Source organism: Methylobacterium sp. WL120 (genome assembly GCF_008039465.1).
GTDB lineage: Bacteria > Pseudomonadota > Alphaproteobacteria > Rhizobiales > Beijerinckiaceae > Methylobacterium > Methylobacterium cerastii.
On the sequence record NZ_VRUT01000001.1, the window covers coordinates 90,825 to 111,207 of the forward strand.

General features: G+C 70.5%; 25 protein-coding genes and 1 tRNA gene. 11 read left to right on the forward strand and 15 right to left on the reverse strand.

The window, feature by feature from the left end:
• Positions 1 to 47 precede the first annotated feature (47 nt).
• The 3 genes from FV229_RS00450 to FV229_RS00460 are packed head-to-tail and all read left to right on the forward strand — an operon-like array spanning position 48 to position 2,543.
• Entirely contained in the window at positions 48 to 1,331 is a 1,284-nt protein-coding gene (locus FV229_RS00450) for a LysR family transcriptional regulator (RefSeq protein ID WP_147750041.1), read from the forward strand.
• Positions 1,331 to 2,014 (forward strand): DUF1937 family protein, encoded by a 684-nt coding sequence (locus FV229_RS00455; protein WP_147750042.1) that lies wholly within the window; start codon positions 1,331 to 1,333, stop codon positions 2,012 to 2,014. Before FV229_RS00450 ends, FV229_RS00455 begins: the two co-directional genes overlap by 1 nt.
• On the forward strand, positions 2,004 to 2,543 hold the full coding sequence (locus FV229_RS00460) for a dATP/dGTP diphosphohydrolase domain-containing protein (RefSeq protein ID WP_147750043.1): 540 nt from the start codon (positions 2,004 to 2,006) through the stop codon (positions 2,541 to 2,543). The genes FV229_RS00455 and FV229_RS00460 overlap by 11 nt, the downstream gene beginning before the upstream one ends.
• Before the next feature lie 138 nt (positions 2,544 to 2,681).
• On the opposite strand, the gene FV229_RS00465 is transcribed toward FV229_RS00460, so the two are convergent.
• From FV229_RS00465 to FV229_RS00490, 6 genes are read right to left on the reverse strand one after another with little or no spacing between them, the layout of a single operon-like run.
• Positions 2,682 to 3,017 (reverse strand): hypothetical protein, encoded by a 336-nt coding sequence (locus tag FV229_RS00465; protein WP_147750044.1) that lies wholly within the window; start codon positions 3,015 to 3,017, stop codon positions 2,682 to 2,684.
• Complete coding sequence (locus FV229_RS00470; RefSeq protein WP_147750045.1) at positions 3,017 to 3,457, reverse strand: hypothetical protein; 441 nt, start codon at positions 3,455 to 3,457, stop codon at positions 3,017 to 3,019. The genes FV229_RS00465 and FV229_RS00470 overlap by 1 nt, the downstream gene beginning before the upstream one ends.
• Positions 3,454 to 4,086 (reverse strand): hypothetical protein, encoded by a 633-nt coding sequence (locus FV229_RS27865; protein ID WP_246687992.1) that lies wholly within the window; start codon positions 4,084 to 4,086, stop codon positions 3,454 to 3,456. The genes FV229_RS00470 and FV229_RS27865 overlap by 4 nt, the downstream gene beginning before the upstream one ends.
• A complete protein-coding gene (locus FV229_RS00480; RefSeq protein ID WP_243967462.1) occupies positions 4,079 to 4,666 on the reverse strand; it encodes a hypothetical protein in 588 nt (195 codons plus the stop codon). The genes FV229_RS27865 and FV229_RS00480 overlap by 8 nt, the downstream gene beginning before the upstream one ends.
• The gene (locus FV229_RS00485; protein ID WP_147750047.1) at positions 4,654 to 4,902 is read right to left on the reverse strand and encodes a hypothetical protein; all 249 of its coding nucleotides are present in this window, start codon (positions 4,900 to 4,902) and stop codon (positions 4,654 to 4,656) included. Before FV229_RS00485 ends, FV229_RS00480 begins: the two co-directional genes overlap by 13 nt.
• Complete coding sequence (locus FV229_RS00490; RefSeq protein ID WP_147750071.1) at positions 4,899 to 6,581, reverse strand: AAA family ATPase; 1,683 nt, start codon at positions 6,579 to 6,581, stop codon at positions 4,899 to 4,901. The genes FV229_RS00485 and FV229_RS00490 overlap by 4 nt, the downstream gene beginning before the upstream one ends.
• A gap of 870 nt (positions 6,582 to 7,451) precedes the next feature.
• On the opposite strand from FV229_RS00490, the gene FV229_RS00495 reads away from it, so the two are divergent.
• The 3 genes from FV229_RS00495 to FV229_RS00505 are packed head-to-tail and all read left to right on the forward strand — an operon-like array spanning position 7,452 to position 8,664.
• Positions 7,452 to 8,138 carry a hypothetical protein gene (locus FV229_RS00495; protein WP_147750048.1) on the forward strand — a complete coding sequence of 229 codons (687 nt, stop codon included), beginning with the start codon at positions 7,452 to 7,454 and terminating at the stop codon, positions 8,136 to 8,138.
• On the forward strand, positions 8,135 to 8,425 hold the full coding sequence (locus FV229_RS00500) for a hypothetical protein (protein ID WP_147750049.1): 291 nt from the start codon (positions 8,135 to 8,137) through the stop codon (positions 8,423 to 8,425). The genes FV229_RS00495 and FV229_RS00500 overlap by 4 nt, the downstream gene beginning before the upstream one ends.
• Positions 8,425 to 8,664 (forward strand): hypothetical protein, encoded by a 240-nt coding sequence (locus FV229_RS00505; protein WP_147750050.1) that lies wholly within the window; start codon positions 8,425 to 8,427, stop codon positions 8,662 to 8,664. Before FV229_RS00500 ends, FV229_RS00505 begins: the two co-directional genes overlap by 1 nt.
• Positions 8,665 to 9,316: 652 nt before the next feature.
• Here FV229_RS00505 and FV229_RS00510 read toward each other — a convergent pair.
• Positions 9,317 to 9,628: a helix-turn-helix domain-containing protein gene (locus FV229_RS00510; protein WP_147750051.1), complete on the reverse strand. Its 312-nt coding sequence runs from the start codon at positions 9,626 to 9,628 to the stop codon at positions 9,317 to 9,319.
• Positions 9,629 to 9,674: 46 nt separating this feature from the next.
• Positions 9,675 to 9,905 carry a hypothetical protein gene (locus FV229_RS00515; protein ID WP_147750052.1) on the reverse strand — a complete coding sequence of 77 codons (231 nt, stop codon included), beginning with the start codon at positions 9,903 to 9,905 and terminating at the stop codon, positions 9,675 to 9,677.
• Positions 9,906 to 10,063: 158 nt separating this feature from the next.
• On the opposite strand from FV229_RS00515, the gene FV229_RS00520 reads away from it, so the two are divergent.
• The 3 genes from FV229_RS00520 to FV229_RS00530 all read left to right on the forward strand — a co-directional run bounded on the left by FV229_RS00520 (position 10,064) and on the right by FV229_RS00530 (position 11,125).
• Positions 10,064 to 10,414, forward strand: coding sequence for a hypothetical protein (locus FV229_RS00520; RefSeq protein WP_147750053.1), 351 nt, complete (start codon positions 10,064 to 10,066; stop codon positions 10,412 to 10,414).
• Between the two features lies 1 nt (position 10,415).
• Positions 10,416 to 10,631 carry a hypothetical protein gene (locus tag FV229_RS00525; RefSeq protein ID WP_147750054.1) on the forward strand — a complete coding sequence of 72 codons (216 nt, stop codon included), beginning with the start codon at positions 10,416 to 10,418 and terminating at the stop codon, positions 10,629 to 10,631.
• Between the two features lie 290 nt (positions 10,632 to 10,921).
• Positions 10,922 to 11,125, forward strand: coding sequence for a hypothetical protein (locus tag FV229_RS00530; RefSeq protein WP_348644168.1), 204 nt, complete (start codon positions 10,922 to 10,924; stop codon positions 11,123 to 11,125).
• A 152-nt stretch (positions 11,126 to 11,277) separates the two neighbouring features.
• Here the strand turns inward: FV229_RS00530 and FV229_RS00535 are convergent.
• The 7 genes from FV229_RS00535 to FV229_RS00565 form a co-directional block, all read right to left on the reverse strand.
• Positions 11,278 to 11,369 (reverse strand) — tRNA-Ser (locus FV229_RS00535).
• Positions 11,370 to 11,382: 13 nt separating this feature from the next.
• On the reverse strand, positions 11,383 to 12,222 hold the full coding sequence (locus tag FV229_RS00540; protein ID WP_238272700.1) for a glycosyltransferase family 2 protein: 840 nt from the start codon (positions 12,220 to 12,222) through the stop codon (positions 11,383 to 11,385).
• The gene (locus tag FV229_RS00545) at positions 12,219 to 13,763 is read right to left on the reverse strand and encodes an AMP-binding protein (protein ID WP_147750056.1); all 1,545 of its coding nucleotides are present in this window, start codon (positions 13,761 to 13,763) and stop codon (positions 12,219 to 12,221) included. Before FV229_RS00545 ends, FV229_RS00540 begins: the two co-directional genes overlap by 4 nt.
• Positions 13,764 to 13,834: 71 nt before the next feature.
• Positions 13,835 to 16,060: a xanthine dehydrogenase family protein molybdopterin-binding subunit gene (locus FV229_RS00550; protein WP_147750057.1), complete on the reverse strand. Its 2,226-nt coding sequence runs from the start codon at positions 16,058 to 16,060 to the stop codon at positions 13,835 to 13,837.
• 27 nt (positions 16,061 to 16,087) lie between these two features.
• Positions 16,088 to 17,059: a xanthine dehydrogenase family protein subunit M gene (locus FV229_RS00555; RefSeq protein WP_147750058.1), complete on the reverse strand. Its 972-nt coding sequence runs from the start codon at positions 17,057 to 17,059 to the stop codon at positions 16,088 to 16,090.
• A 12-nt stretch (positions 17,060 to 17,071) separates the two neighbouring features.
• A complete protein-coding gene (gene paoA / locus FV229_RS00560; protein WP_147750059.1) occupies positions 17,072 to 17,737 on the reverse strand; it encodes an aldehyde dehydrogenase iron-sulfur subunit PaoA in 666 nt (221 codons plus the stop codon).
• Positions 17,738 to 17,954: 217 nt separating this feature from the next.
• Positions 17,955 to 18,707: a sigma-70 family RNA polymerase sigma factor gene (locus FV229_RS00565; RefSeq protein ID WP_147750060.1), complete on the reverse strand. Its 753-nt coding sequence runs from the start codon at positions 18,705 to 18,707 to the stop codon at positions 17,955 to 17,957.
• A 284-nt stretch (positions 18,708 to 18,991) separates the two neighbouring features.
• Here FV229_RS00565 and nadA point away from each other — a divergent pair, with 284 nt between their 5' ends.
• Both nadA and FV229_RS00575 read left to right on the forward strand, forming a co-directional pair.
• Positions 18,992 to 20,014, forward strand: a complete 1,023-nt coding sequence (nadA, locus tag FV229_RS00570) for a quinolinate synthase NadA (protein ID WP_147750061.1) — start codon at positions 18,992 to 18,994, stop codon at positions 20,012 to 20,014.
• Positions 20,011 to 20,383 (forward strand): FAD-dependent oxidoreductase (locus FV229_RS00575; protein WP_147750062.1); only part of this gene is annotated, 373 nt, incomplete at its 3' end. The genes nadA and FV229_RS00575, both read left to right, overlap by 4 nt.

Sequence of the window (20,383 nt, forward strand, 5' to 3'; positions counted from 1 at the left end):
CGCGAGGCCGAGGCCATGGCACAGACACTCACCCGGAAGGCCGCCTGATGACCGCCGCACGCGCCACCGACGACCAGATCCTGTCCGCCGTCCGGGACGCCGGCTCCGTCCGGGCCGCCGCCAAGGCCCTCGGGATGGCCCGATCGAGCGTCTGGGAGCGCGTCAAACGGCTCTCAGGGACGGTGCAGAGTAATGATACCGAACGGGCTTTCAGTGCCTATCGCGGGGAACTCGGCACCAAGTCGGTGCTCCCGGGCTTCGAGCTGAAGCGGACGACGGCGGTCCTCGACAGGCACGGCGACGTCGCCCGCGGGTACGTGACCCAGTCCAAGGCCCCGGGCCGCCTGGCTGAAATTCCAGCCGGCCGTGTGCTGAAGGGCGTGTCCATCCTGAAGGATTCCTCGGGCCGGGTGACCCAGGAATGGGTGAAGACCCGCGAGGGCCGGGACCCTCAGGACGTCATCGAGGCGATCAAGGCGGCCTTCGAGGGCTACGAGGGCCGGCACGAGCCGATCCCGGCGCCGGCGGCCGCGGGAGCCGACCTGCTGACGCTGCTGCCTCTGGCCGACTGGCACATCGGGGCGCACAGCTTGGGCCGCGAGACCGGGACGGACTGGGACCTGAAGATCGCCGAAGAGGTCATCGGCCGCGCCGTCGAGAACGTCGTCGAGCGGTCCCCGGCCTCGGGCCTCGGCGTCGTCCTCGGGGGCGGCGACCTGATGCACGCCGACAACCAGGACAACCGCACCGCCCGGTCCGGAAACCAGCTCGACGTCGACGGCCGGTACCCGAAGGTGTTCGACGTCGCCTCCCGGCTCACCGTCCGGACCGTCGATGCCATGCTGCGCAGGCACGACCGCGTCGTCGTCCGGATCCTCAAGGGGAACCACGACGAGCACTGCGCCGTCGCGATCGCCCACTTCCTCTACGCCTTGTACCGCAACGAGCCCCGGGTCGCCGTCGACCTCGACCCGTCGCTGTTCTGGTACGCCCGGTTCGGCCGGGTGATGCTGGCCGCCACTAACGGCTACGAGACGAAGCTCCAGGACCTGCCTGGCGTCATGGCGGCCCGGCGCGCCGAGGACTGGGGCCTGACACGGTTCCGCTACGCTCACGGCTTCCACATCCACCACAAGCGGCTGCTGGGCTTCGAGGCCGGCGCGGTCGTGGCCGAGTCCCACCAGGTGCCGGTGGCGCAGGACGCCTGGCATTATGGCGCCGGCCTCCTGTCCGGGCGCTCGATCCAGACCATCACCTATCACCGCGCCTACGGGGAGGTGTCGCGAGCCCGCGAGGCCATCCTCGACGCGCAGCCCGAGGGGAACGCCTGATGATCCGCACCGACAACGTCGCCCTGCGCGCCTGCCTGCAGCACGCCATCGGCAGCCGCATCTACATGGCGAGCCCCTTCACGGTGTACCCGACGAAGGAGATGGCCTGGAAGGACGCCTGCAGGGCCGCGGCCGCGCTGCAGGCCTGCACGCCGCTCGCGGTCTACTCGCCGATCGCCGATTCCTACGGGGTCGAGGCGATCGGCGGCGCGAAGCTCACGCACGCCGACTGGATGATCCGCGACAAGGCCATGCTGCTGGCCTGCCAGCTCGTCGTCGTCGTCATGCTGCCGGGGTGGGAGCGGTCCAAGGGCATCGCGCAGGAGATCGTATGGGCCCACGAGGCCCGGCTACCGGTCTACTACGTCCAGCCCGTCGGCCAGCACGACAGCGGCGCCTACGCCATCGGCTCGATGGAAGCCGGGCCGGACGAGGGCTACCCGGCGCTTCCGCTGTTCCACCCGGACCTGATGCGCGAGGTCTGGACGGCGGTGCTGCCCGAGAAGCCCTACGCCGGCGAGACCACCCTGGAGGTCCTGAAGGGCCTCACCGAGATCCACCTCCCGGCCGGGACGAGGGTGCAGCCGGTCGAGCCGTTGCACCTCACCCCGGGCACCATGGTCACCGCCCCGGCCGGCTGGCTGGCCGGCGAGGACATGATCGGGGCGTTCTATGCCAAGTAACGCGAACACCGTGCACCTGGTCGCCGCGGCCCTGTGCGGACTCGGCGACAGCTGCTGCGTCAACACCTTGAAGCCCTGCCCCTACGAGGACGACGCTCGCGCCGCGATCGAGGCCCTGCAGGACGCGGCCCCGGCGCCGCGCGAGAACCCGAAGCGCACCGTCGGCATCCGCAAGCTCCCCCTGGAGCTGATCCCGCGCATCGCACTGGTGCAGGAGGCGGCCGTCCTCGGGCTCGGCGCCGACTGCCCGGCCAAGGCCTACGGACGGCACAACTGGCGCACCGACCCGATCGACGCCGAGACATACGTCGGCGCCATCGAGCGGCACCTGACGCTGTGGACCGCCGGCGAGGACGCGGACGACCAGTCCGGCGTCAGCCACCTCGCCCACATCCGGGCGACCTGCGCGATCCTCCTGGATGCGATCGACGCCGGGACGTTCCTAGACGGCCGGATCCGCAGCCCCGAGACCATCCGGATCCTCAAGGCCTACGACGCGAGCTCGATGCCGGTCGTGAAGGCCGCCTGAAAGAGTGGTAACGCGGATCCGGGATTATGCCCGTTGCTATACCTGACCGCTAAGATGCTTTCAGGCCGCAAGAATTCGGAAAGTATAGCATAGGCTAACCGGAAGGCGCACACGGGCGCACGTGCGCCCGACGTCGGCCTACGGGCAGGGCGGCCGGCCGTCGCGGCGCCGGAACGTCACCCCATCGTGCACCATCGCGCCCGAGGGCAGGACCTCCAGATCGGTCGTGTAGGGCACCCGGTCGCCGCCGTTCGTGACGCACGACGGCGACAGCACCTGGCCGCCTTCCAGGCGCACCCTCCCGCAGTCCAGGGAGTCGATCACCATTCCGCCGTCCTCCTTGATCCGGATCGGCATGACGTTCTCGCCGATCGGGCAATAGAACCCGGGGGCGGGCAGGAGCCAGGTCACATCCTCCGCGAGGGACGGCGTGGCGATGGCGGCGACGGCCGCGGCGAGGAACAGGGTACGCATCACAGCGGGGGTCCTTCGAGTTCGGGGAGGTCGTCGTGGGTGTCCTCGGACGGGGGCGGCGGGGCGGCCTGAGCGGGCCGGAACGCGCCGCGGCGGCCGCTCAGGATCCGGGTGCGCTTGTGCTGCCGGTCCTCTCGGCCGAGGACGTAGAGCCGCCCCGAGCTCTCGGTGATGGCGAACCCGTTGCCCTCGTGGCGGATGGCGCTGGTCGTCAGGAAGGCATCGCCATGGACCGGGTGGCCGTAGACCGTACCCTTTAGGCAAGGCTGGCCCGTCCATGGGTGCCGGGCGGTTTCCCACCGGTCGAGATAGGGGGCCGCGGCGACGGCGGCCACGCCCGGATTCCAGTCGGTCCGGAGGTTCTCCAGGACCTCGCGGAGGCGGGCGCGCCGGAGCGCCATCTCCACCAGTTCGTCGGGGCGGAGGTCGCGTGGTCTCACAGCGTCACTCCGGTCGTGGGGATGGCGGATCGGGGTGTGCCGAGGCGGAGCAGTCCCGTGCCCGTCACCCAGGCCCAGCCGGCTTCGACGTCGAAACCTTGGACGGCGCCGGTCTCCCGGACGCGCCCCTGCTCGTCGGTCCCGACGAGGACGAGGCCGTCACCGCGGCGGCCGGCGCGCTGGAATGCCCAGTCATCCAGCAGCCCGGCGCGCGACACGTGCGCGAGGTCGGAGCTCAGGATCTTGCGGTCGTCAGGTCTGGCCATGTCGGTCCCTCCCGCCCCCAGCCTCTCACCCGGCCCTGCAAGGCACCATGCGCTGCCGTCAGCCTCGAACCAGCAAGCATCCGCTAGGGCGACGGGACGGCCATCCGGATCCCGGAACCCGGGGCGGTCGACCCGGTACCGGATCCGGACCGCATCCGCCGGCCGGGGCAGTCCCGGGACGGGGACGCCCCGGGCCCATGCGTGGACGTCGCGGATCCCGAGGCGCAGGCACCGGAGCCTGGAGGCCTCCGAGGTCCGGAGCGTCACGCCGGCGAGCGCGATCGCCGCGACGTGCCCGACGACGCGGCCCGCGATCCGGATGGACCACGCCCGCCGGGTGAGGTTGCGGTAGACGTCAGCCACGGTGCGTCTCGGCGTGGGCGTCGCACGCCGTCCTGACCCACCCGCTCGCCTGCGTCCGCCCCGGGGCGCCGCAGGTTTCGCACACCGCTCCGGACACCCACTCCGCACCGGCGAGGATCCTGGCGGTGCGGCCGTCGACGCCGCTCGCGTAGAACCGCAGCGTCCCGTACTTCTCCTTGACCTGTTCGTCCTGCCACTCCGCCGGGACCCCGCCTTCCTTGATCCACTCGGCGACAGTGGCCAGAAGCCAGTGCCAGCCGTCGCCGGTCTCCGTGGGGCCGCTGTAGATCTCGGGGTGCGTCTCCATCAGGACGAGGCCGCTCTCGACCGGGACGGGGCGCGGCGCGGCGCCGTAGCGCCAGCGCATCGCGACCATCCGGCTGACGAGCTCCGAGATCGAATCGCGGTCCGGCACGCGCTGTGGGTCGACGCGGGCCCGGCGCAGGCGGGGCACGACGAACCGCACGCGGGGGCCCGCCGGGGTCTGATCGACGCCCTCGACGGCGATCCCGATGGCGCCGTCATCGCCCAGCGCGCCGCGGAGGAACTGCATGGCCTCGTGGGGGATCACGCGCGGCATCGGTCGCTCCATGGGCGGGGGGCTGGCAGGCGGGGGACGGCGCGGAGGAATCCCGCAGCCGAGCGGCCTTCGTTCAGGGCCCGGGTGGGATCCCGGTCCCCGTCGGCGACGAGGCGGGCGAGTGCCCCCAGGTACCCGTGGACGCCGCGGCCGAGGTGGGCGTCGACGCGCTCCATCTCGACGTCGGCCTCCACGTCGGCGCGCAGGGCGCGCAGCTCGGAGAGGACGACGCTCATTGGCGGGGCCCCCCCTCGCGGGCGTCGAGGACGACCTCGATCAGGCGGCGGAGGGCGCGTAGGCTGCCACCCTGAGACCAGTTCTCCTCCAGGGCAGCCCATTCCACGCCGTCGAACGGGGGTGCCCAGACATCGTCCAGGCCGCGGTCGGCCTTCACGTCCTCCAGGATCGACGTCGCCAGCGTGCGCAGGTGCTCCGGACCCGGCTCGTCGACGCGCAGGACAAGACACCTGTCGAGCAGTGCCCGCGGGACGGTGGCGAGGCCGTTGGCCGTGAGGATCCACTGCACGCGGGAGATATTGACGTCGGCGGTCAGATAGATGTCGCGGTACCGCTCCGACGTCTCTGACCCCAGCATATTCACGAGGGCGTCCGCCGCGTTGCCGTTGTGCCGCGACGTGCTCATCTTGTCGGCCTCGTCGACGATCAGGACCGGGTTGGCGATCTTCGTCCTGATCAGATCCCGGACTGGCGCCGAGAAATTTGCGGTGGCCCAGCCCCTCGCTGTTCCGAGAATTGTCATGGCATCCATCGCGGCGGCCATCGAATAGACCGCTGGCTGCAGGTGCAGAACCTCGCCGAGGCGCCGGGCGAACCGGGTCTTGCCCCCGCCCGGAGGTCCCCACAGGAGGACGTGCGGCAGCCGGATCGAGTCCTGCATCGCGAGTGGGCGCAGGAGCCGGTCGATGATGCGCGCGCAGTGCGGGAACTCGGCCAGCAGCTCGGCCCGCACCGCCGCCAGGTCGTCCGGCGGCATCACGAGCGGCAGGCGCTTGCCGACGATCGCCTCGGCTTCCTTGACCGGGTCGTCCCCCTTGGACCCCTTCCTGACGTGGGAGACGTCGCCGACGACCCGTAGGCCCGGTCCCGTCGGCAGCCACCCGTCGAGGTCGAGCCCGCCGTCGACCGGATCGGGGCGGGGCTCCACCTTCTCGGCGGGCCGGCGCACGATTCCGGCGCGGTCCTCGGCGACGGCGGCCGCCTCGATCGCGGCGAACTCCTCGTTCAGCGCGTCGACCGAGCCGATCTCGCCGGCGGCGATCGCCTCGTGCACGACGCCCAGCACGTGGGCGAGGCCCCAGACCGACTTGTCGAGGATGTCGATCTGGATGTGCCTGCTTTCGGGGAGATAGCTCTCGCCATCGTCGATGCAGGGCGAGTCGGCCGTCGCCAGGTAGTCGACCGTGCTCCGTATCAGGCCGTATGTGATGGCGTCGACGAAGCTGTGGTGCGGCCGCTGCATCCAGTAGCGCGTGCACAGGACCGCGCAGCGCGCGCAGGCATGCTCGCAGCCCAGCGCCGCGCCGTAGACGGCCGCCCGCTCGTGAATGTCGCGGATGACGACCAGCGTCTCGGACAGCACCGGCGCGTCGCCGGATTCCGCCTGCTCGACGATGGCGAGGCACTCGGCCTCCAGGGCGCGCAGGGTGCTGATCCGCGGCTTGGCGAGCGCGGCCCTGATGGCCCGCGCCAGGCCCTTCGGCAGCCGGTGCTTGCTCTCCGGCGCGATGAGCGGCCGAAGGACAGCCTCCATGTCCACCAGCGCCGAGCCGTCGACGAACTCGGCGCCGGACAGCAGTTCCACGGTCGTGGGGAGCGGGTTGCCGGGCGTGTGCCAGCGGGGCTGCGTGTAGGCGGACAGGTGCTTCCGCACGGCCTTCACGGCCGAGGCATTCATCTTGGACACGGGGGATACTCACTGGATCGAGGACGCGCAGGGCGCCGAGCGCTGGGCTCAGGCGGCGAGGAAGGCGGCGCGTTTCGATTTCAGGAGCGTGCTCATGGCGAGGACCATGACAGACGAGGAATCCCGGGGCAACGGGCGATCGATGACCTGGTAAAGAAATCCCTGGGCTCTGGGGGCGGCGTTACAAGATGATGACAGATCAGCGGATCGGTCATCACTTTGTAACAGAGAAGGCCCCGGGTTTCCCCGAGGCCTTCCCTTGTCGATCCCGCCCGAACCGGGCGGGGGATTTGCCCGCGGTAGCCGCTGCACTTGCGGTCCAGGGAGTGTCATCCCCGCTCAACCTGGCGGGGGAGGCCGTTTCCCGCGCACTCCGGGATAAGCCGCGTGTCATCCCCGCCGAGGCAGGGAAGGTCGAGACGGGCGGCCATTCGGCTGCCTGAATGTTTCATCCCTGCATGTCTTCTGCAGGGGGCAGGGTCACCTCGTGCACGAGGGGGCCAGCCAGTGTCATCCCCGCGACCAGGGCGGGGGCAGCGCCGTGTTGGCCGCTGCATGACCCGAAGATGCTGCCGCCCGACAGTATTGGGGAGTCCCCGGCCGTCTGTACGTCTCGGATGTCGGTTCGGTGTTGCTTGCGCGCCTCTGTACGAATCCGGAACCGGTGCGACCCTGTGGATGGCCCGCGGCGGCGAGCCGGGATCACTCAGGTCCCGGACGAACAGAGGGGCACGCCTCTTCCTCTCAGTTGCCTGGGAGAGGCCTCAGCACCGGGGGATGCCGGTGAGGGTTCCGACGGCCTCCTCAGTGTCGTCCGGCAGCGACCGCCGCAGTGAAGGCCATGACCGGGGCGCTCCGGTCATGGCCGCTTATTCGAGGCAAGCCTCCATGGAAATCGAACAGGTCGCCGAGATGGCGCGCGCGGTCGCCGGGCTGCCCCAGGCGGAGCGGGACTACTTCGACGGCATGCTGGCCGACGTACGGGCCAAGGACGCCGATGCGTCACGGGTCGCCAAGCTGCGGGCGTTGGGCGACTTCCAGGCTCTGGACTTCATCCTGAAGGATGCCCGTCGCGGTCCGACGATATTCGACCTCGACGTGCTCGCGGTTGCCAGGGGGCTGGTGGATGCCGGCTTCGCGCGTCTGACCGGACCACTGCCGAACCATGCCCGCGAGAACCGCTGGGAGGTCGGGATCCGGAACATCGTCCACCACCTGCACGGTCCCCGGCACGAATTCGAGATCTACGACATCGTCGATGAGGTTCGCGAACTCGCGGAAGGTCGAGGCCGGGACGCCAAGGTGGACCTGCCCGAGGCGATCACCCGGATCCGGGAGGTCGTGACCGAGATCGAGGGCATGGCCCGTCGCGGCCGCCCGATCGAGAACGGGCCCTCGCTCAAGCACTGGCTCCTCCGGGGCCTAGATGCCCTCACCGGTGAGAACCACAGCGGGTTCGCGACCTCGCTGCCCCAGCCGAAGAAGAAGCTGGTGGAGGAGATCGCCAAGGACGTGCCTCGTCCGACTTGGGCGATCCACACCCCATGACCCTCACGGATTCCCAGCGGGACGCCCTGTCCGCCCTGCGCGCGGCCGGCGGCGAGGGGGCGATCGACAGGCATGGTGGCGTCGTCGCGGCCGGCGAGCGCCTGCCGTTCCTGGCGGACACGTGGCTGCGGCTGGTGACCCTCGGCCTGGTGGCCGGGGCCGGCCCGCTGCGGATCCGGCTCACCGCGGCCGGAGAGGTCGCCGTCACCCCGCGGGGCCGCAAGGTCGATCCGCGGCTGCTCAGGACAGACAACACGCCGACGCCGGCGCATCCGGGAGCCGAGTGATGACCATCGAGCCCACCGAGTTCGACATGATCGCCCTGGCGCGCCGGGGCCTGCAGGCGCACCTCGACGAGGCGATCGCCGAGGACGAGTTCGCGTCCCGCTTCGCCATGGTCGACAAGCGCGGCGAGCTGACCGGCGAGTCGATGCTGGCCTACCGCACGGCCGCCGAGGCGATCCGCGTGGCCCGGGACCGCCTCGCCCGCTTCAACCTGCTCTACCCGGAGCGGGCCGCGGCATGAGCCGCCCCGCCACCCCTGCGCCGGCCCGGGCCCGCGAGGCCGTCGCCCCGTACCTGACAGGCGAGCCCGCCGACCCGGCGTTCGCCCGCATGCTCGGGGCCTACGCCCGGTGCAACGGGGGATGCCTCGATCGGGCCGAGGGGAACGCCGAGTGCTGGGATGTCTGCAGGCGCGCGAAGGCCGCCGCGAGGAGGAAGGGATGACCCGGCACGCGAAGCACGTCTGGAGAATGCGCGAGGTCAAGGCCGTCCAGCAGAAGGACAGGTTCGGATGTGCGGTGGCGTGCCTGGCGACAGTCCTGGGGCGCACCTACGATGATGTCAGGGCCGAGATCGGGGATCCGGGCCGAGGCCTCACTGATGGCGCCTGGAGCGAGTTCCTGGCGGCTCAGGGGTACGCGGTCCAGCACCTGTTCCGCGTCCACCAACTCACACAGGCGAAGCGCGACGTCTGGCCCGCGGCCCCGTGGCCCCCCGTGCACCTCTGCCTCGTGGATGCTGGCGGCCCGGGCGGCCATCTTGTCGTCATGCTGAACGACGGCACGGTCTTGGATCCCGCCCGATCCGGAGATCCCGTGACGCTGGCGGCCTACGCCTCGGTCATGGCCATGACGGGTCTGTTCTACGTTTGCCGCTCTCCAGCCCCGGCAACGTCAGGGCCCGTAGAACCACAGGTCGAGGCCGGTCGAGCGGCGGTCGATGCGCTCCGCGGCGTCGTTCGCCCGCTGCATCTCATCCAGGGTCGGCCGGCCGTGGTTGAAGGTGCCGAGGTACATGTCGGCGCCGAGGGCGACGAGGACGCGCTGCAGCCGGCCGAACGGGAGGTCCTCGATCTCGCCGCGCTCCAGGGCGGCGAGCTGTCCCCGCGGGATCCGGGCCTGATCGGCGAGGCGGGCGAGCGGCATCCGCAGGGCGAGCCTGCGGGCGCGGATGGCGGGGCCGAGTTCAGCGAGGTCGATGCGCATGTCGGATAGCTACCACCGTCCCTCGCAAGGGACGCTGTCGCCCGCCCTACTCGCCCGGCTCTCCAAGCGGTTCGCCGGCAACCCCGGGCACGCCGCCTGGCTCGCCCGTCAGGCGGATCGCCAAATCCTGGCTGAGAGCCTCCATGACGGCGCGGGGGATCTCCGGCCCGTCCAGGGTGTCCAGCAGGACGGGGCAGCCGCTCGGGCCGACGGTCAGCTGAACGTTCAGCCGGCCAGGCTCGCGGCGGCTCGGGTTGATGTCGAGGACGTAGCGCATGCCCACGATTCTCGGGCCGTCCCGGCGCCGGCGCAAGGCCTCCCGCGGGGAGGGCACACCGAACTGTCGTTGGACCGCTTCACGCACGAGGACGCCCGGATCCGCCGCGGCGGCGGGCTGCCGGCGTGCGGGTCGTTTTTCAGCTGAGGGAGGGGACGATGAACGTGACCGCATCTTTCGGGTGGCCCCTGCCGAGGCGCGAGCCGCAGCCCGAGCCCGTGCCGAACCGCCCGGACGAGTTCTGGTGGGTCGAGACGTGCGAGGGCGTGCCGCTGGAGCCAGCCTCCATCTCGTTCCAGGGTGACGAGCCGTACGGGATCACGGAGATCGGCTCGGACTATGAGCAGCCGCTGTCCCGGCGGGAGGTTCGCCTCGTCGAGCGGGTCGTCCCGGCCGGGCGCCTCGCCAAGGTGATCCCCATCCTGGAGGACGTCCTCAGCCAGCAGACCGCCCCATTGCCTGACCAGCAGCTTTTCGAGGCGATCGCGTTGCTACAGGCGGAGGCCTGACATGCCGATGTCCGACATCTTCAAGGTCATCCCCCTGAGCGAGGCGATTGAGGCTGCGCCCTACCTGCCTCCCGCCGATCGGTACCTGACCTTCGAGGAGATGGCCGAAGCCCACGCCGCCCTTATGCGGACCGGCGGTCTCATCCGTATCGAGGGGCGGCCACTGGTTGACAAGGTGCCGAACGGGCAAGGAACACTGGTAACGCCGATCCCGTAATATGACCGTTGCTATACCTGACCCATAAACGACTGCAACGGCGCTCGAATTCGGAAAGTATAGCCTAGGGTATACGGAAGGCGCACACGGGAGCACATGGGCGCACGTGCGCCCGACGTCGGCCCGCCGGTCCGCGCCGGGGCGTTCCGTAGATGATGCGGCACGGCCGATACGGTCCCGTCCGCGATACGTTGGAGGTCGCGAAATGCCGCGGCCAGGGATCGACTCCGCGGCGGATTTGTTCTCCATTTGTTCTGATGGACGAATCAATGGAGCGCGCCGTGGACGAGATGGAGCAGGCCTATCTGGAGGCGGCCGACGGCGACGCGCGCGACGCTCTGCGGCGGGCGCTGGGCGACGCCCTGCAGGAACTGGCGACCGTGTCCGGGCAGGTCAGCCGCGGCTACGTGCGGGCATCGAGGCCGGCCGACCTGGCGAGAAAGTTGGGGCGGGAGCGCCGGGACCGGGACGCGGCGCGGGCCGCGGGGCGGTGAGTGCGGAAGGATCGGGCGGCCGATCCTTGTGGATGGCGGCCCCCGGCGCGGTACGCACGGGCCGGCGATTTGCGGTACGTGTGCGGTACGAGGATCGGCGTAGATGTTTGCGACCCGTTGAAATCGCTTCGCTTTTCGGGGCCACGCATGGGTGGCGGAGACGGAGGGATTCGAACCCTCGATACCCATTTCTGGGTATGCTCATTTAGCAAACGAGTGCCTTCAGCCGCTCGGCCACGTCTCCAGCGTCGTCGGCTCTAAGAGGTCGGACCGGGGCGGTCAAGCGAATCTCGGGGCGGAGAGGCCGCGGAGGCCCTTCGGCGCTCGTAGTGTTTCGCGATGCGCAGGTGGCGCGAGATCGCGTAGTTCATCGCGGTGAGGAAGCCGTAGACGCCGCGCATGCAGTGGCGGCGGCCGAGATACGCCTTCAGGAAGTTGCCGGGCAGCTCGACGAACACTCGCCAGGTCGGGATCGCGACGCCGCGCGCCTCGAGGTCGTCGGCCTGCTGGTCGGAATAGCGGTTGAGCTTGTCGAGCTGGTCGCCGAGCGAGCGCACCGAGAAATGGTGGATCACCCCCTTCAGCCGCCCGGGCTCGACGCCGGGCTCGAGCGCCACGCGGTCGTGGACGGGGGAGGGCGAATAGCGCCCGCGGTCCTTCCGGTAGAGCCGCACCGGCGTCAGCGCGTAGGCCCAGCGGTGGGGGCGGCTCTCGCCGGGGAAGACCTCGGCGATGGCGATGCGCCAGGCGGCCTTGCCGGGCTCGCCCTCGGCGAACAGGGCGCGGATGTCACTCGCGAGGTCGGGGGGCACCACCTCGTCGGCGTCGAGGTTCAGGAGCCAGTCGTGGCGGCACCGGTCCTCGGCGAAGCGCTTCTGCGGGCCGTAGCCCGGCCAGTCGTTGTGGATCACCCGGGCGCCGAGCGAGGCGGCCAGCGCCTGAGTCCCGTCGGTCGAGCCGGAATCGACCACGACGAGGTCGTCGGTGAGGTCTCGCACCGCGCGGATCGTCGCGCCGATGCGGTCCGCCTCGTTGCGGGCGATGATGAAGACGGAGATCGGCAGGGCGATCGTGCCGTTCGGCGGGTTCGCGGTCACGTGCTACGAGCTCCGGCCGCGGCGGCGAGCCGCTTGCGCTGCACCTTGCCGTTGGCGGTGCGGGGGAGGGCGTCGAGGAAGCGGATCTCGCGCGGGCGCTTGTAGGCGGCCAGCCGCTCGGCACACCACGCGATCAGCGCGTCGGCATCCGGCTCCGCGCCCGGCTGCAGCACAACGAAGCCGCAGATCACCGACACGTCGGCCCGCACCGGCAACTCGGCGACACCGGCCTCGGCGACGCTCGGATGGGCGATCAGCGCGCCCTCGACCTCGTTGGGCGAGACGCGGTAGCCCATCGCATTCATCAGGTCGTCGTTGCGGCCCTCGAACCAGAGGTAGCCCTCCGCATCGAGGCAGGCGAGGTCGCCCCCGGCGAACCAGTCGCCGCGCATCACCTGCGCCTCCTCGTCGGGGCGGTTCCAGTAGCCGAGCATCAGGCCAGGCTCCGAGCGGTGGACGGCGAGGAGGCCGGTCTCGCCGGGCGGCAGCGGCTCGGGCGGTCCGGCGACGGGGAGGATCGCCACGTGACGGCCCGGCTGCGGCTTGCCGGGCGAGCCGCGGCGCTGCGGGATCGTCGGCCCGGTCGAGACGTAGGTCGAGATCTCGCTCATGCCCAGCGCCTCGTAGAGCGGCTTTCCCGTGGCTTGGGTCCAGGCGTCGAGCACGTCCCCGGGGAGCGCCTCGCCCGCGGTGCAGCCGTGGCGCAGGCTCGACAGGTCGAAGGCGGCCGGGTCGCCGTATTTGAGGATCTGGCGGTAGAGGCTCGGGACGGCGGCGAAGATCGTGGCGCGATGGCGCGCGATCAGCCGCGGCCAGACGACCGGGTCGCGCGGGCCGTTGTAGAGCACCGCCGTCGCCCCGACCGACCACGGATCGGTGATGCCGACGCCGAGCGTATAGGTCCAGTTCATCGTGCCGGCATGCAGCATCGTGTCGGCTTCCGACAGTCCGAGCCAGTGGTCGAGCATCGGGCGCCGCCCGTAGATCGTGCGGTGGGCGTGCAGCACGCCCTTCGGCCGGCTCGTGGTGCCGGAGGTGTAGACCAGGGTCGCCGGGTCGTCGGCGGCCGTGTCGGCGTAGTCGGGGATCGGGTCTCCGGCCTTCATCGCGGCGATCGCGGCGCCGTCGAGGAGGATGCGGTCGCCGAGGTCGGCCGGCTCGATCACGCAGCCTCCGCCGACGGCGACCGCGGCCGCGCCGGAATTCTCCATGAGGAACGCCGCCTCGGCCGGCGTCAGCTGCGGCGAGGAGGGCAGGGCGACGAGCCCGGCGGCGAGCGCAGCGAAGTAGACGAGGACGTAGTCGGCCTCGTTGCCCATCCGGATCATCACCCGGTCGCCGCGGCGCAGCCCACGGGCGAGGAGCCCGGCCGCGATTCCGCGCACGGCCCGGTCGGCCTCGGCGAAGGTCAGGCTCTCGACCGCGTCGTCCGCGCCGACCAGGATCAGCGCAGTCTTCTCCGACCGCGCCTCGGCGTTCACCCCGAGGCAGTAGCGCGTCGCGTTGAAGCGGGGCGGGGGATGGCGGTCGGCGGACACCATGGTGTGGCTCCCGGATGTTGGCTCATCGCGGGATGTCCACCGAACGTGCCGCCGTCAACCTGCGGTGTCGATCATGCCCGGCGCGGGGCCCGTCCGTCCTGCTCCTCGAAACCCTTCAGCACCTTGTCCAGCGTCAGCGGGTAGTCGCGGATGCGGATGCCGGTGGCGTTGTAGACGGCGTTGGCCAGAGCCGCGCCGGCGCCGCAGATGCCCAGCTCGCCGAGGCCCTTGCTCTTGAGCGGGTTGGCCTTGTCGTCGACCTCGGGGAGGAACACCGCATCCATCGCCGGAATGTCGGCGTGCACCGGGACATGGTACTCGGCGAGGTCGTGGTTGACGTAGGTGGCGGTGCGTTCGTCGATCACCGCATCCTCCATCAATGCTGCGCCGACGCCGAAGGTCATCCCGCCGATCGCCTGGCTTCGGGCGGTCTTCGCATTGAGGATGCGCCCACCGGTGAAGACGCCGAGCATCCGGCGGAGCCGGATCTCGCCGGTGTCGCGATCGACGCCGACCTCGGCGAAGTGCGCGCCGAACGAGTAGTGCGAGTACTTCTCCTTCAAGGCGCCCGGCTTGATCTCGCCCTCCGCCGAGACGCCGTCGGCGCCGGCGAGGTCCACCAGCGCCTCCGAGCGGTTGCCGGAGGTGACGCGCCCGTCGGCGAAGACGACGCCATCCGGGTGCAGGTCGGTCGCCGCCACGAGCTTGTCGCGCAAAGCCGCGCAGGCGACGTAGAGCGCTGAGCCGGCCGAGCCCGCCCCGAACGATCCGCCGGAGCCGGAGGCCGCCGGGTAGGCGGTGTCGCCGATCTCGACGCGGATGCGCTCGATTGGTAGGCCCATCATCTCCCCGGCGATCTGAGCGAGGATGGTGTAGGTGCCCGTCCCGATGTCGGTCATCGCCATCCGCACGGTGAGGTATCCGTCGGCACCGAGCTTCACCGAAGCCGAAGAGGGCATCAGCGGGTTGAGGCGGGCCGCCGCCGACATGCCCATGCCGACCATCCAGTTGCCGTCATGCGTCGTGCCGGCGGGCTTACGCCGGTCCCAGCCGAAGAGCTTGGCCCCTTCCCGCATGCACGGTACGAGCTGGCGCACCGTGAACGGCACCTGCTTCTCGGGGTCCTGCGTCGGCTCGTTGCGGACGCGCAACTCGATCGGATCGAGGCCGATCTGCTCGGCCAGCTCGTCCATGGCGCACTCGAAGGCCAACATGCCGACGGCCTCGCCGGGCGCGCGCATCGACGAGGCGATCGGTAGGTCGAGCTTGGCCAGGCGGTGGCGGGTGATGCGGTTCGGCGCGGCGTAGAGCGAGCGCGTGACGTTGGCCGAGGTTTCGTAGAACTCGTCGCCCTGCGCGGTGTCGGACCACGATTCGTGCGACAGAGCCGTCAGCTTGCCATCGCGATCCGAGGCCAGCCGAATGCGCTGGATCGTGTCGGTGCGGTGGGTCGCGACGTGGAATTCCTGCTGCCGGGTCAGCGCGACCTTCACCGGGCGCCCGGTCGCCTTGGAGGCCAGCGCCGCCAGCGTCGCCTCCGGCATCGGCTGGAGCTTCGAACCGAAGCCGCCGCCGATGTAGTGGCTCACCAGCCGGACGTTCTCGACCGGCAGCTTCAGCACCGAGGCCAACGACTTCTGCCCTCGGTTGAGCATCTGGTTCGCCGTATAGAGCACGACCTTGTCGCCCTCCCAGGAGGCGATGGTGGCATGCGGCTCCATCTGGGCGTGGATCTGCGTCGGGGTGGTGTACTCGACATCGAGCTTGACCGGGGCGGACGCGAACGCGCCGTCGAAGTCGCCGAGCTTCGAGTCCGGGTCGGTCTGGACCTTCTTCGGCTCGATCGCCTGCGGCAGGGCCGCCCGAAGCGATGCCTTGGGCGTCCGGACGTCGTAGGCGACCTTGACGAGCTTGGCCGCGGCACGGGCCTGCTCGAAGGTCTCGGCGACGACGAAGGCCACCGGCTGGTCGAAGAACGCGACATTCGTCCCGGTGAGCTGGGGCCAGACCTGCTCCTTCTTCTCGCCCTGCGCGGGCACGTTCTCGTGGGTCATCACATGGATGACGCCCGGCGCCTTCACGGCTGCGGCCGTGTCGATCGAGCGGATCGTGCCGGCGGCGATCGTCGCGCCGACGATGAAGCCATAGGCCGGGTTCTTCACCTCGCGGGTCTCGTAGGCGTAGGGCGCGCGCCCCATCACCTTGAGGCGGCCGTCGATGCGGTCGATCGGCCGCCCGACGAGGCCGTCGGCCTTGTCGTCGAGCGGCGTCTTGCCGACCGGCTGGTTCATCTCCATGGCGTTCATCCTGGAAGCTTGGGACGGTCAGGTCCGGGTGGCGTCGGTCACCACCGCGCGGAGCGTCCGCCGGGTCAGCGGGATCTTGAAGTCGTTGGTGCCGTAGCCGCGGGCGCCGGCGAGCACCGCGTCGGCGGCGTCGTCCGCGCTGCCGCCCTTCGCGAGCGTGGCCTCGGCCGCCTCGACCCGCCACGGCTTGTGCGCGAGCCCGCCGAACGCCATCCGCGCCTGGGTGATCTTGCCGTCCGCCTTCCCGATCACCGCGGCGATCGAGACGGTAGCGAAGGCGTAGGAGGCGCGGTCGCGGACCTTGCGGTAGACGTGCAGGCCCTCGACCGGCTTCGGCAGCGTCACCGCGGTGATGATCTCGCCGGGTTGCAGAGCGGTCTCGATCTGCGGGGTGTCGCCCGGCAGGCGGTGGAACTGCGCCATCGGGATCGTGCGGGTCGCGCCGTTCGGCGACAGGGTCTCGACGCCGGCATCGAGGACGCGCATCGCGACGTTCATGTCGGACGGGTTGGTGGCGATGCAGGCGTCGCTGGTGTCGAGCACCGCCATGATGCGGTTGAACCCGCCGATCGCTGAGCAGCCCGAGCCGGGCTCGCGTTTGTTGCAGGGTTTCGACGTGTCGTAGAAGTAGTAGCATCGGGTGCGCTGAAGCAGGTTTCCAGCGGTGGTCGCCTTATTGCGCAGCTGCCCTGAGGCGCCCGCGAGCAGGGCCTTGGCCAGCACCGCGTAATCCTTGCGCACCCGAGGGTCGGCGGCGAGGTCCGAGTTGCGCACAAGTGCGCCGATGCGCAGGCCGCCGTCGGCGGTGGCTTCCACCTTGTCGAGCGGTAGGCGGTTGATGTCGATCAAGGTCGTCGGCGTCTCGACCTGCAGCTTCATCAGGTCGAGCAGGTTGGTGCCGCCGGCGATGAACTTGGCGTTCGGCCGCTCGGCCGCGAGGCGGGCGGCGTCGCGCACGGTGGCGGGGCGCTCGTAGGTGAAGGCTTTCATCGCGCGCGCCCTTTAGAGTTCGGTGCCGGCGGAGGAATCCGCCACTTCGCGGATCGCGGCGACGATGTTCGGGTAGGCGCTGCAGCGACAGAGGTTGCCGCTCATCCGCTCGCGGATCTCGGCATCGGTGAAGTCGGCCTTGCCGACGAGGTCCTCGGTGACGTGGCTCGGCCAGCCGGCCTTGGCCTCCGACAGCATGCCGACACTGGAGCAGATCTGGCCCGGCGTGCAGTATCCGCACTGGAAGCCGTCATGGTGGAGGAAGGCGGCCTGAAGCGGGTGAAGCTGCTCTTCGGTGCCGAGGCCCTCGATGGTGGTGATCGCGTCGCCCTCGTGCATCGCGGCCAGCGTCAGGCAGGAATTGATCCGGCGCCCGTCGATCAGAACCGTGCAGGCGCCGCACTGGCCGTGGTCGCAACCCTTCTTCGAGCCGTTGAGGTCGAGATGCTCGCGCAACGCGTCGAGGAGCGTCGTGCGGGTGTCGAGGGTGAGGTCGTGCGCCGTGCCGTTCACGGTCAGGCGGACCGGCAGCATCTGCGGGGCCGGGTCGCCGGGCTCCGTGGCGAAGGCAGGCCTTGCCGAAACGCCGAAGCCCGTGGCCGCCGCGGCGGCCGCACAGCTTTCCACCAGCGTCCGCCGGGTCAGCGCGAAGGCGCCGTCTCGTGTCTTGTCCGTCATGCTCGCTGTCCCGTGCGGCCGGCATGCCGGGCGCTGTGGTGCGGGCGAAGGGCGTGCCCGCAGGGCGGTGTCGCAACGGGAACGCCAGACGGATTGATTCGATCCGTTCCAAACTGCGCCGTATCGGCGCAACTGGATGAAGAATGCGATCGGCAGAAAGCAACCGGGCGTCGCGCAGGCGGCGTCGTGGAGGCTCGCAGGCGCGCCGCCGCTTCGGTCAGGCTCCGACGCCGACGGCGCTTTCGCCGATCGCCGACAGGGTGAGGTGGTCCGCCCCGACCTCGGCGCCGGTGTAGCCGAGCATGTGGGCGAGCTGGTCGCGGGCGCGCCAGACCCGGCTCTTCACCGTGCCGATCCGGCATTTGAGGATCGCGGCCGCCTCCTCGTAGGACACGTTCTCGACCGCCACCAGGATCAGCGCCTCGCGCATCGGCGGCGACAGCCGCCCGAGCGCGGCCTGCACGTCCTGCAGGTCGAGATGGCCGCCCTGCTCGGGCAGGCTCGTCAGGCGTGCGGCGTGGTCGCCGTCGCTGTCGGCGACCTCGCGGGCGTGCTTGCGGTGCACGCTGTAGAAAGCGTTCCGCATGATCGTGAACAGCCACGCACCGAGGTTGGTGCCGACCTTGAAGCTGCCGCGGCTGCGCCAGGCGCGCAGCATCGTGTCCTGCACCAGGTCGTCGGCTGCCGACGGGTTGCGCGTCAGCGAGATGGCGAAGCTGTGCAGGCTGGTCGCCGCTTCGAGGAGGCCGGCGCGGAACGCCGCGTCGTCGCGCCCCTTCGCGTCGGCGAGCAGGGCCTCGAGCCGCGCCAGCAGGTCGCCGAGATGCGGCGGCGGCGGGGCCTGCATCGAGGCGGCATAGGTGGTTCTTAGATGCTCACCCAGGTGGATGCGGATAGCATCGGACAGTTTCGGCGCCTCGACGGACAGGGATTCCGAGGTGCCGTTACAGTCTTCCGTGGTGATGAGCATCGTGCCCCGCGCAGCTGGAGTTCCGATGGCGCCTCGGCACCCAATCGGGATTTCGCGCAATCGTTCGGGCACCGCAGCAACATAGGTTATCTTCGAGCGATTTCGGCCTGCGGCGATCTGGGTCGGCGCCGACGCGGCTCGTGTGGACGGGCGGCGTGTCGCGACGCATGCGGGCGGGTGCGTCGCAAAACCGTTATGCTCAGTCTCAGCATATCTAGACAGGGCGATGCGGCGCGCCTAACTTAGGCGGCACAATGCTCAAACTGAGCATAATGGAGGGCGCCATGGCGTCGACCGCGTTTCCTGTCTCCGCCCCCCGCGCCGTCCCCGCCGGGATGCCGCTGCCCGACATCTACGCCCGCGTCAGCCGGCACATCCCGGCGATCGAGTGGCCGGCCCTCGTGCCCGACATCGAGGCGATCCTCCGCCTCAAGCGCGAGCGCAACGCCGTGATCCTGGCGCACAACTACCAGGCGCCGGAAATCTTCCACACGGTGGCCGACATCGTCGGCGACAGCCTGGCGCTCGCCCGCGAGGCGGTGACGGTGAAGGCCGACGTGATCGTGCTCGCCGGCGTGCACTTCATGGCCGAGACCGCCAAGCTCCTCAATCCGGGCAAGACCGTGCTGATCCCGGACCTCGCCGCCGGCTGCTCGCTCGCCGACTCGATCACCGCCGCGGACGTGCGCGGCCTGCGCGCGAAGTACCCCGGCGTGCCGATCGTGACCTACGTCAACACCTCGGCCGCGGTGAAGGCCGAGTCCGACCTGTGCTGCACCTCTGGCAACGCGGTGGAGGTGATCCGCTCGCTCGGCGTGAAGCGCGTGCTGATGATCCCGGACGAGTTCCTGGCGCAGAACGTCCAGGCGGTGCTGCCCGAGATCGAGATCCTGACCTGGGCCGGCCACTGCGAGGTGCACGAGCGCTTCACGCCCGCCGACATCCGCGACGTGCGCGAGAGCTATCCCGGCGTCACCGTCATCGCTCACCCCGAATGCCCGCCGGACGTGGTGGCCGAATCCGACTTCTCGGGCTCGACCGCGATGATGATGAACTTCGTCCTGGAGAAGCGCCCGGCCCAGGTCGTGCTCGTCACCGAGTGTTCGATGGCCGACAACATCGCCGCCGCCAACCCGGACATCGAGTTCATCAAGCCCTGCAACATGTGCCCGCACATGAAGCGCATGAGCCTGTCGAACATCCGGCACGCCCTGGAGACCATGACCCACGAGGTCGTCGTCGATCCCGCGCTGGCCGACCGGGCGCGGGCCGCCGTGGAGCGCATGCTCGCGGTGGGTGCGCGATGAACGCGTTCTCGCGCAACCCCGCCGACCGCGTCGTCGTCGTCGGCGCCGGCGTCGCCGGCTTGAGCGTCGCCCTGCGGCTCGCGCCGCGACCGGTGACGCTCGTCAGCGCCGCGCCGCTCGGGCTCGGCACCGCCACCGGCTGGGCCCAGGGCGGCATCGCCGCCGCGATCGGCGCCGACGACGCGCCGTCGCTTCATGCCGCCGACACCGAGGCCGCCGGCGCAGGCCTCACCGATCCCGCGGTCGCCCTGCGGGTCGCCGCGGAAGGCCCGCGGCTGATCGACTGGCTGGTCTCCCTCGGCGCGCCGTTCGACCGCGACGCCGCCGGCGCGCTGGCCCTCGGCCTGGAGGCGGCCCACGGCCGCCGCC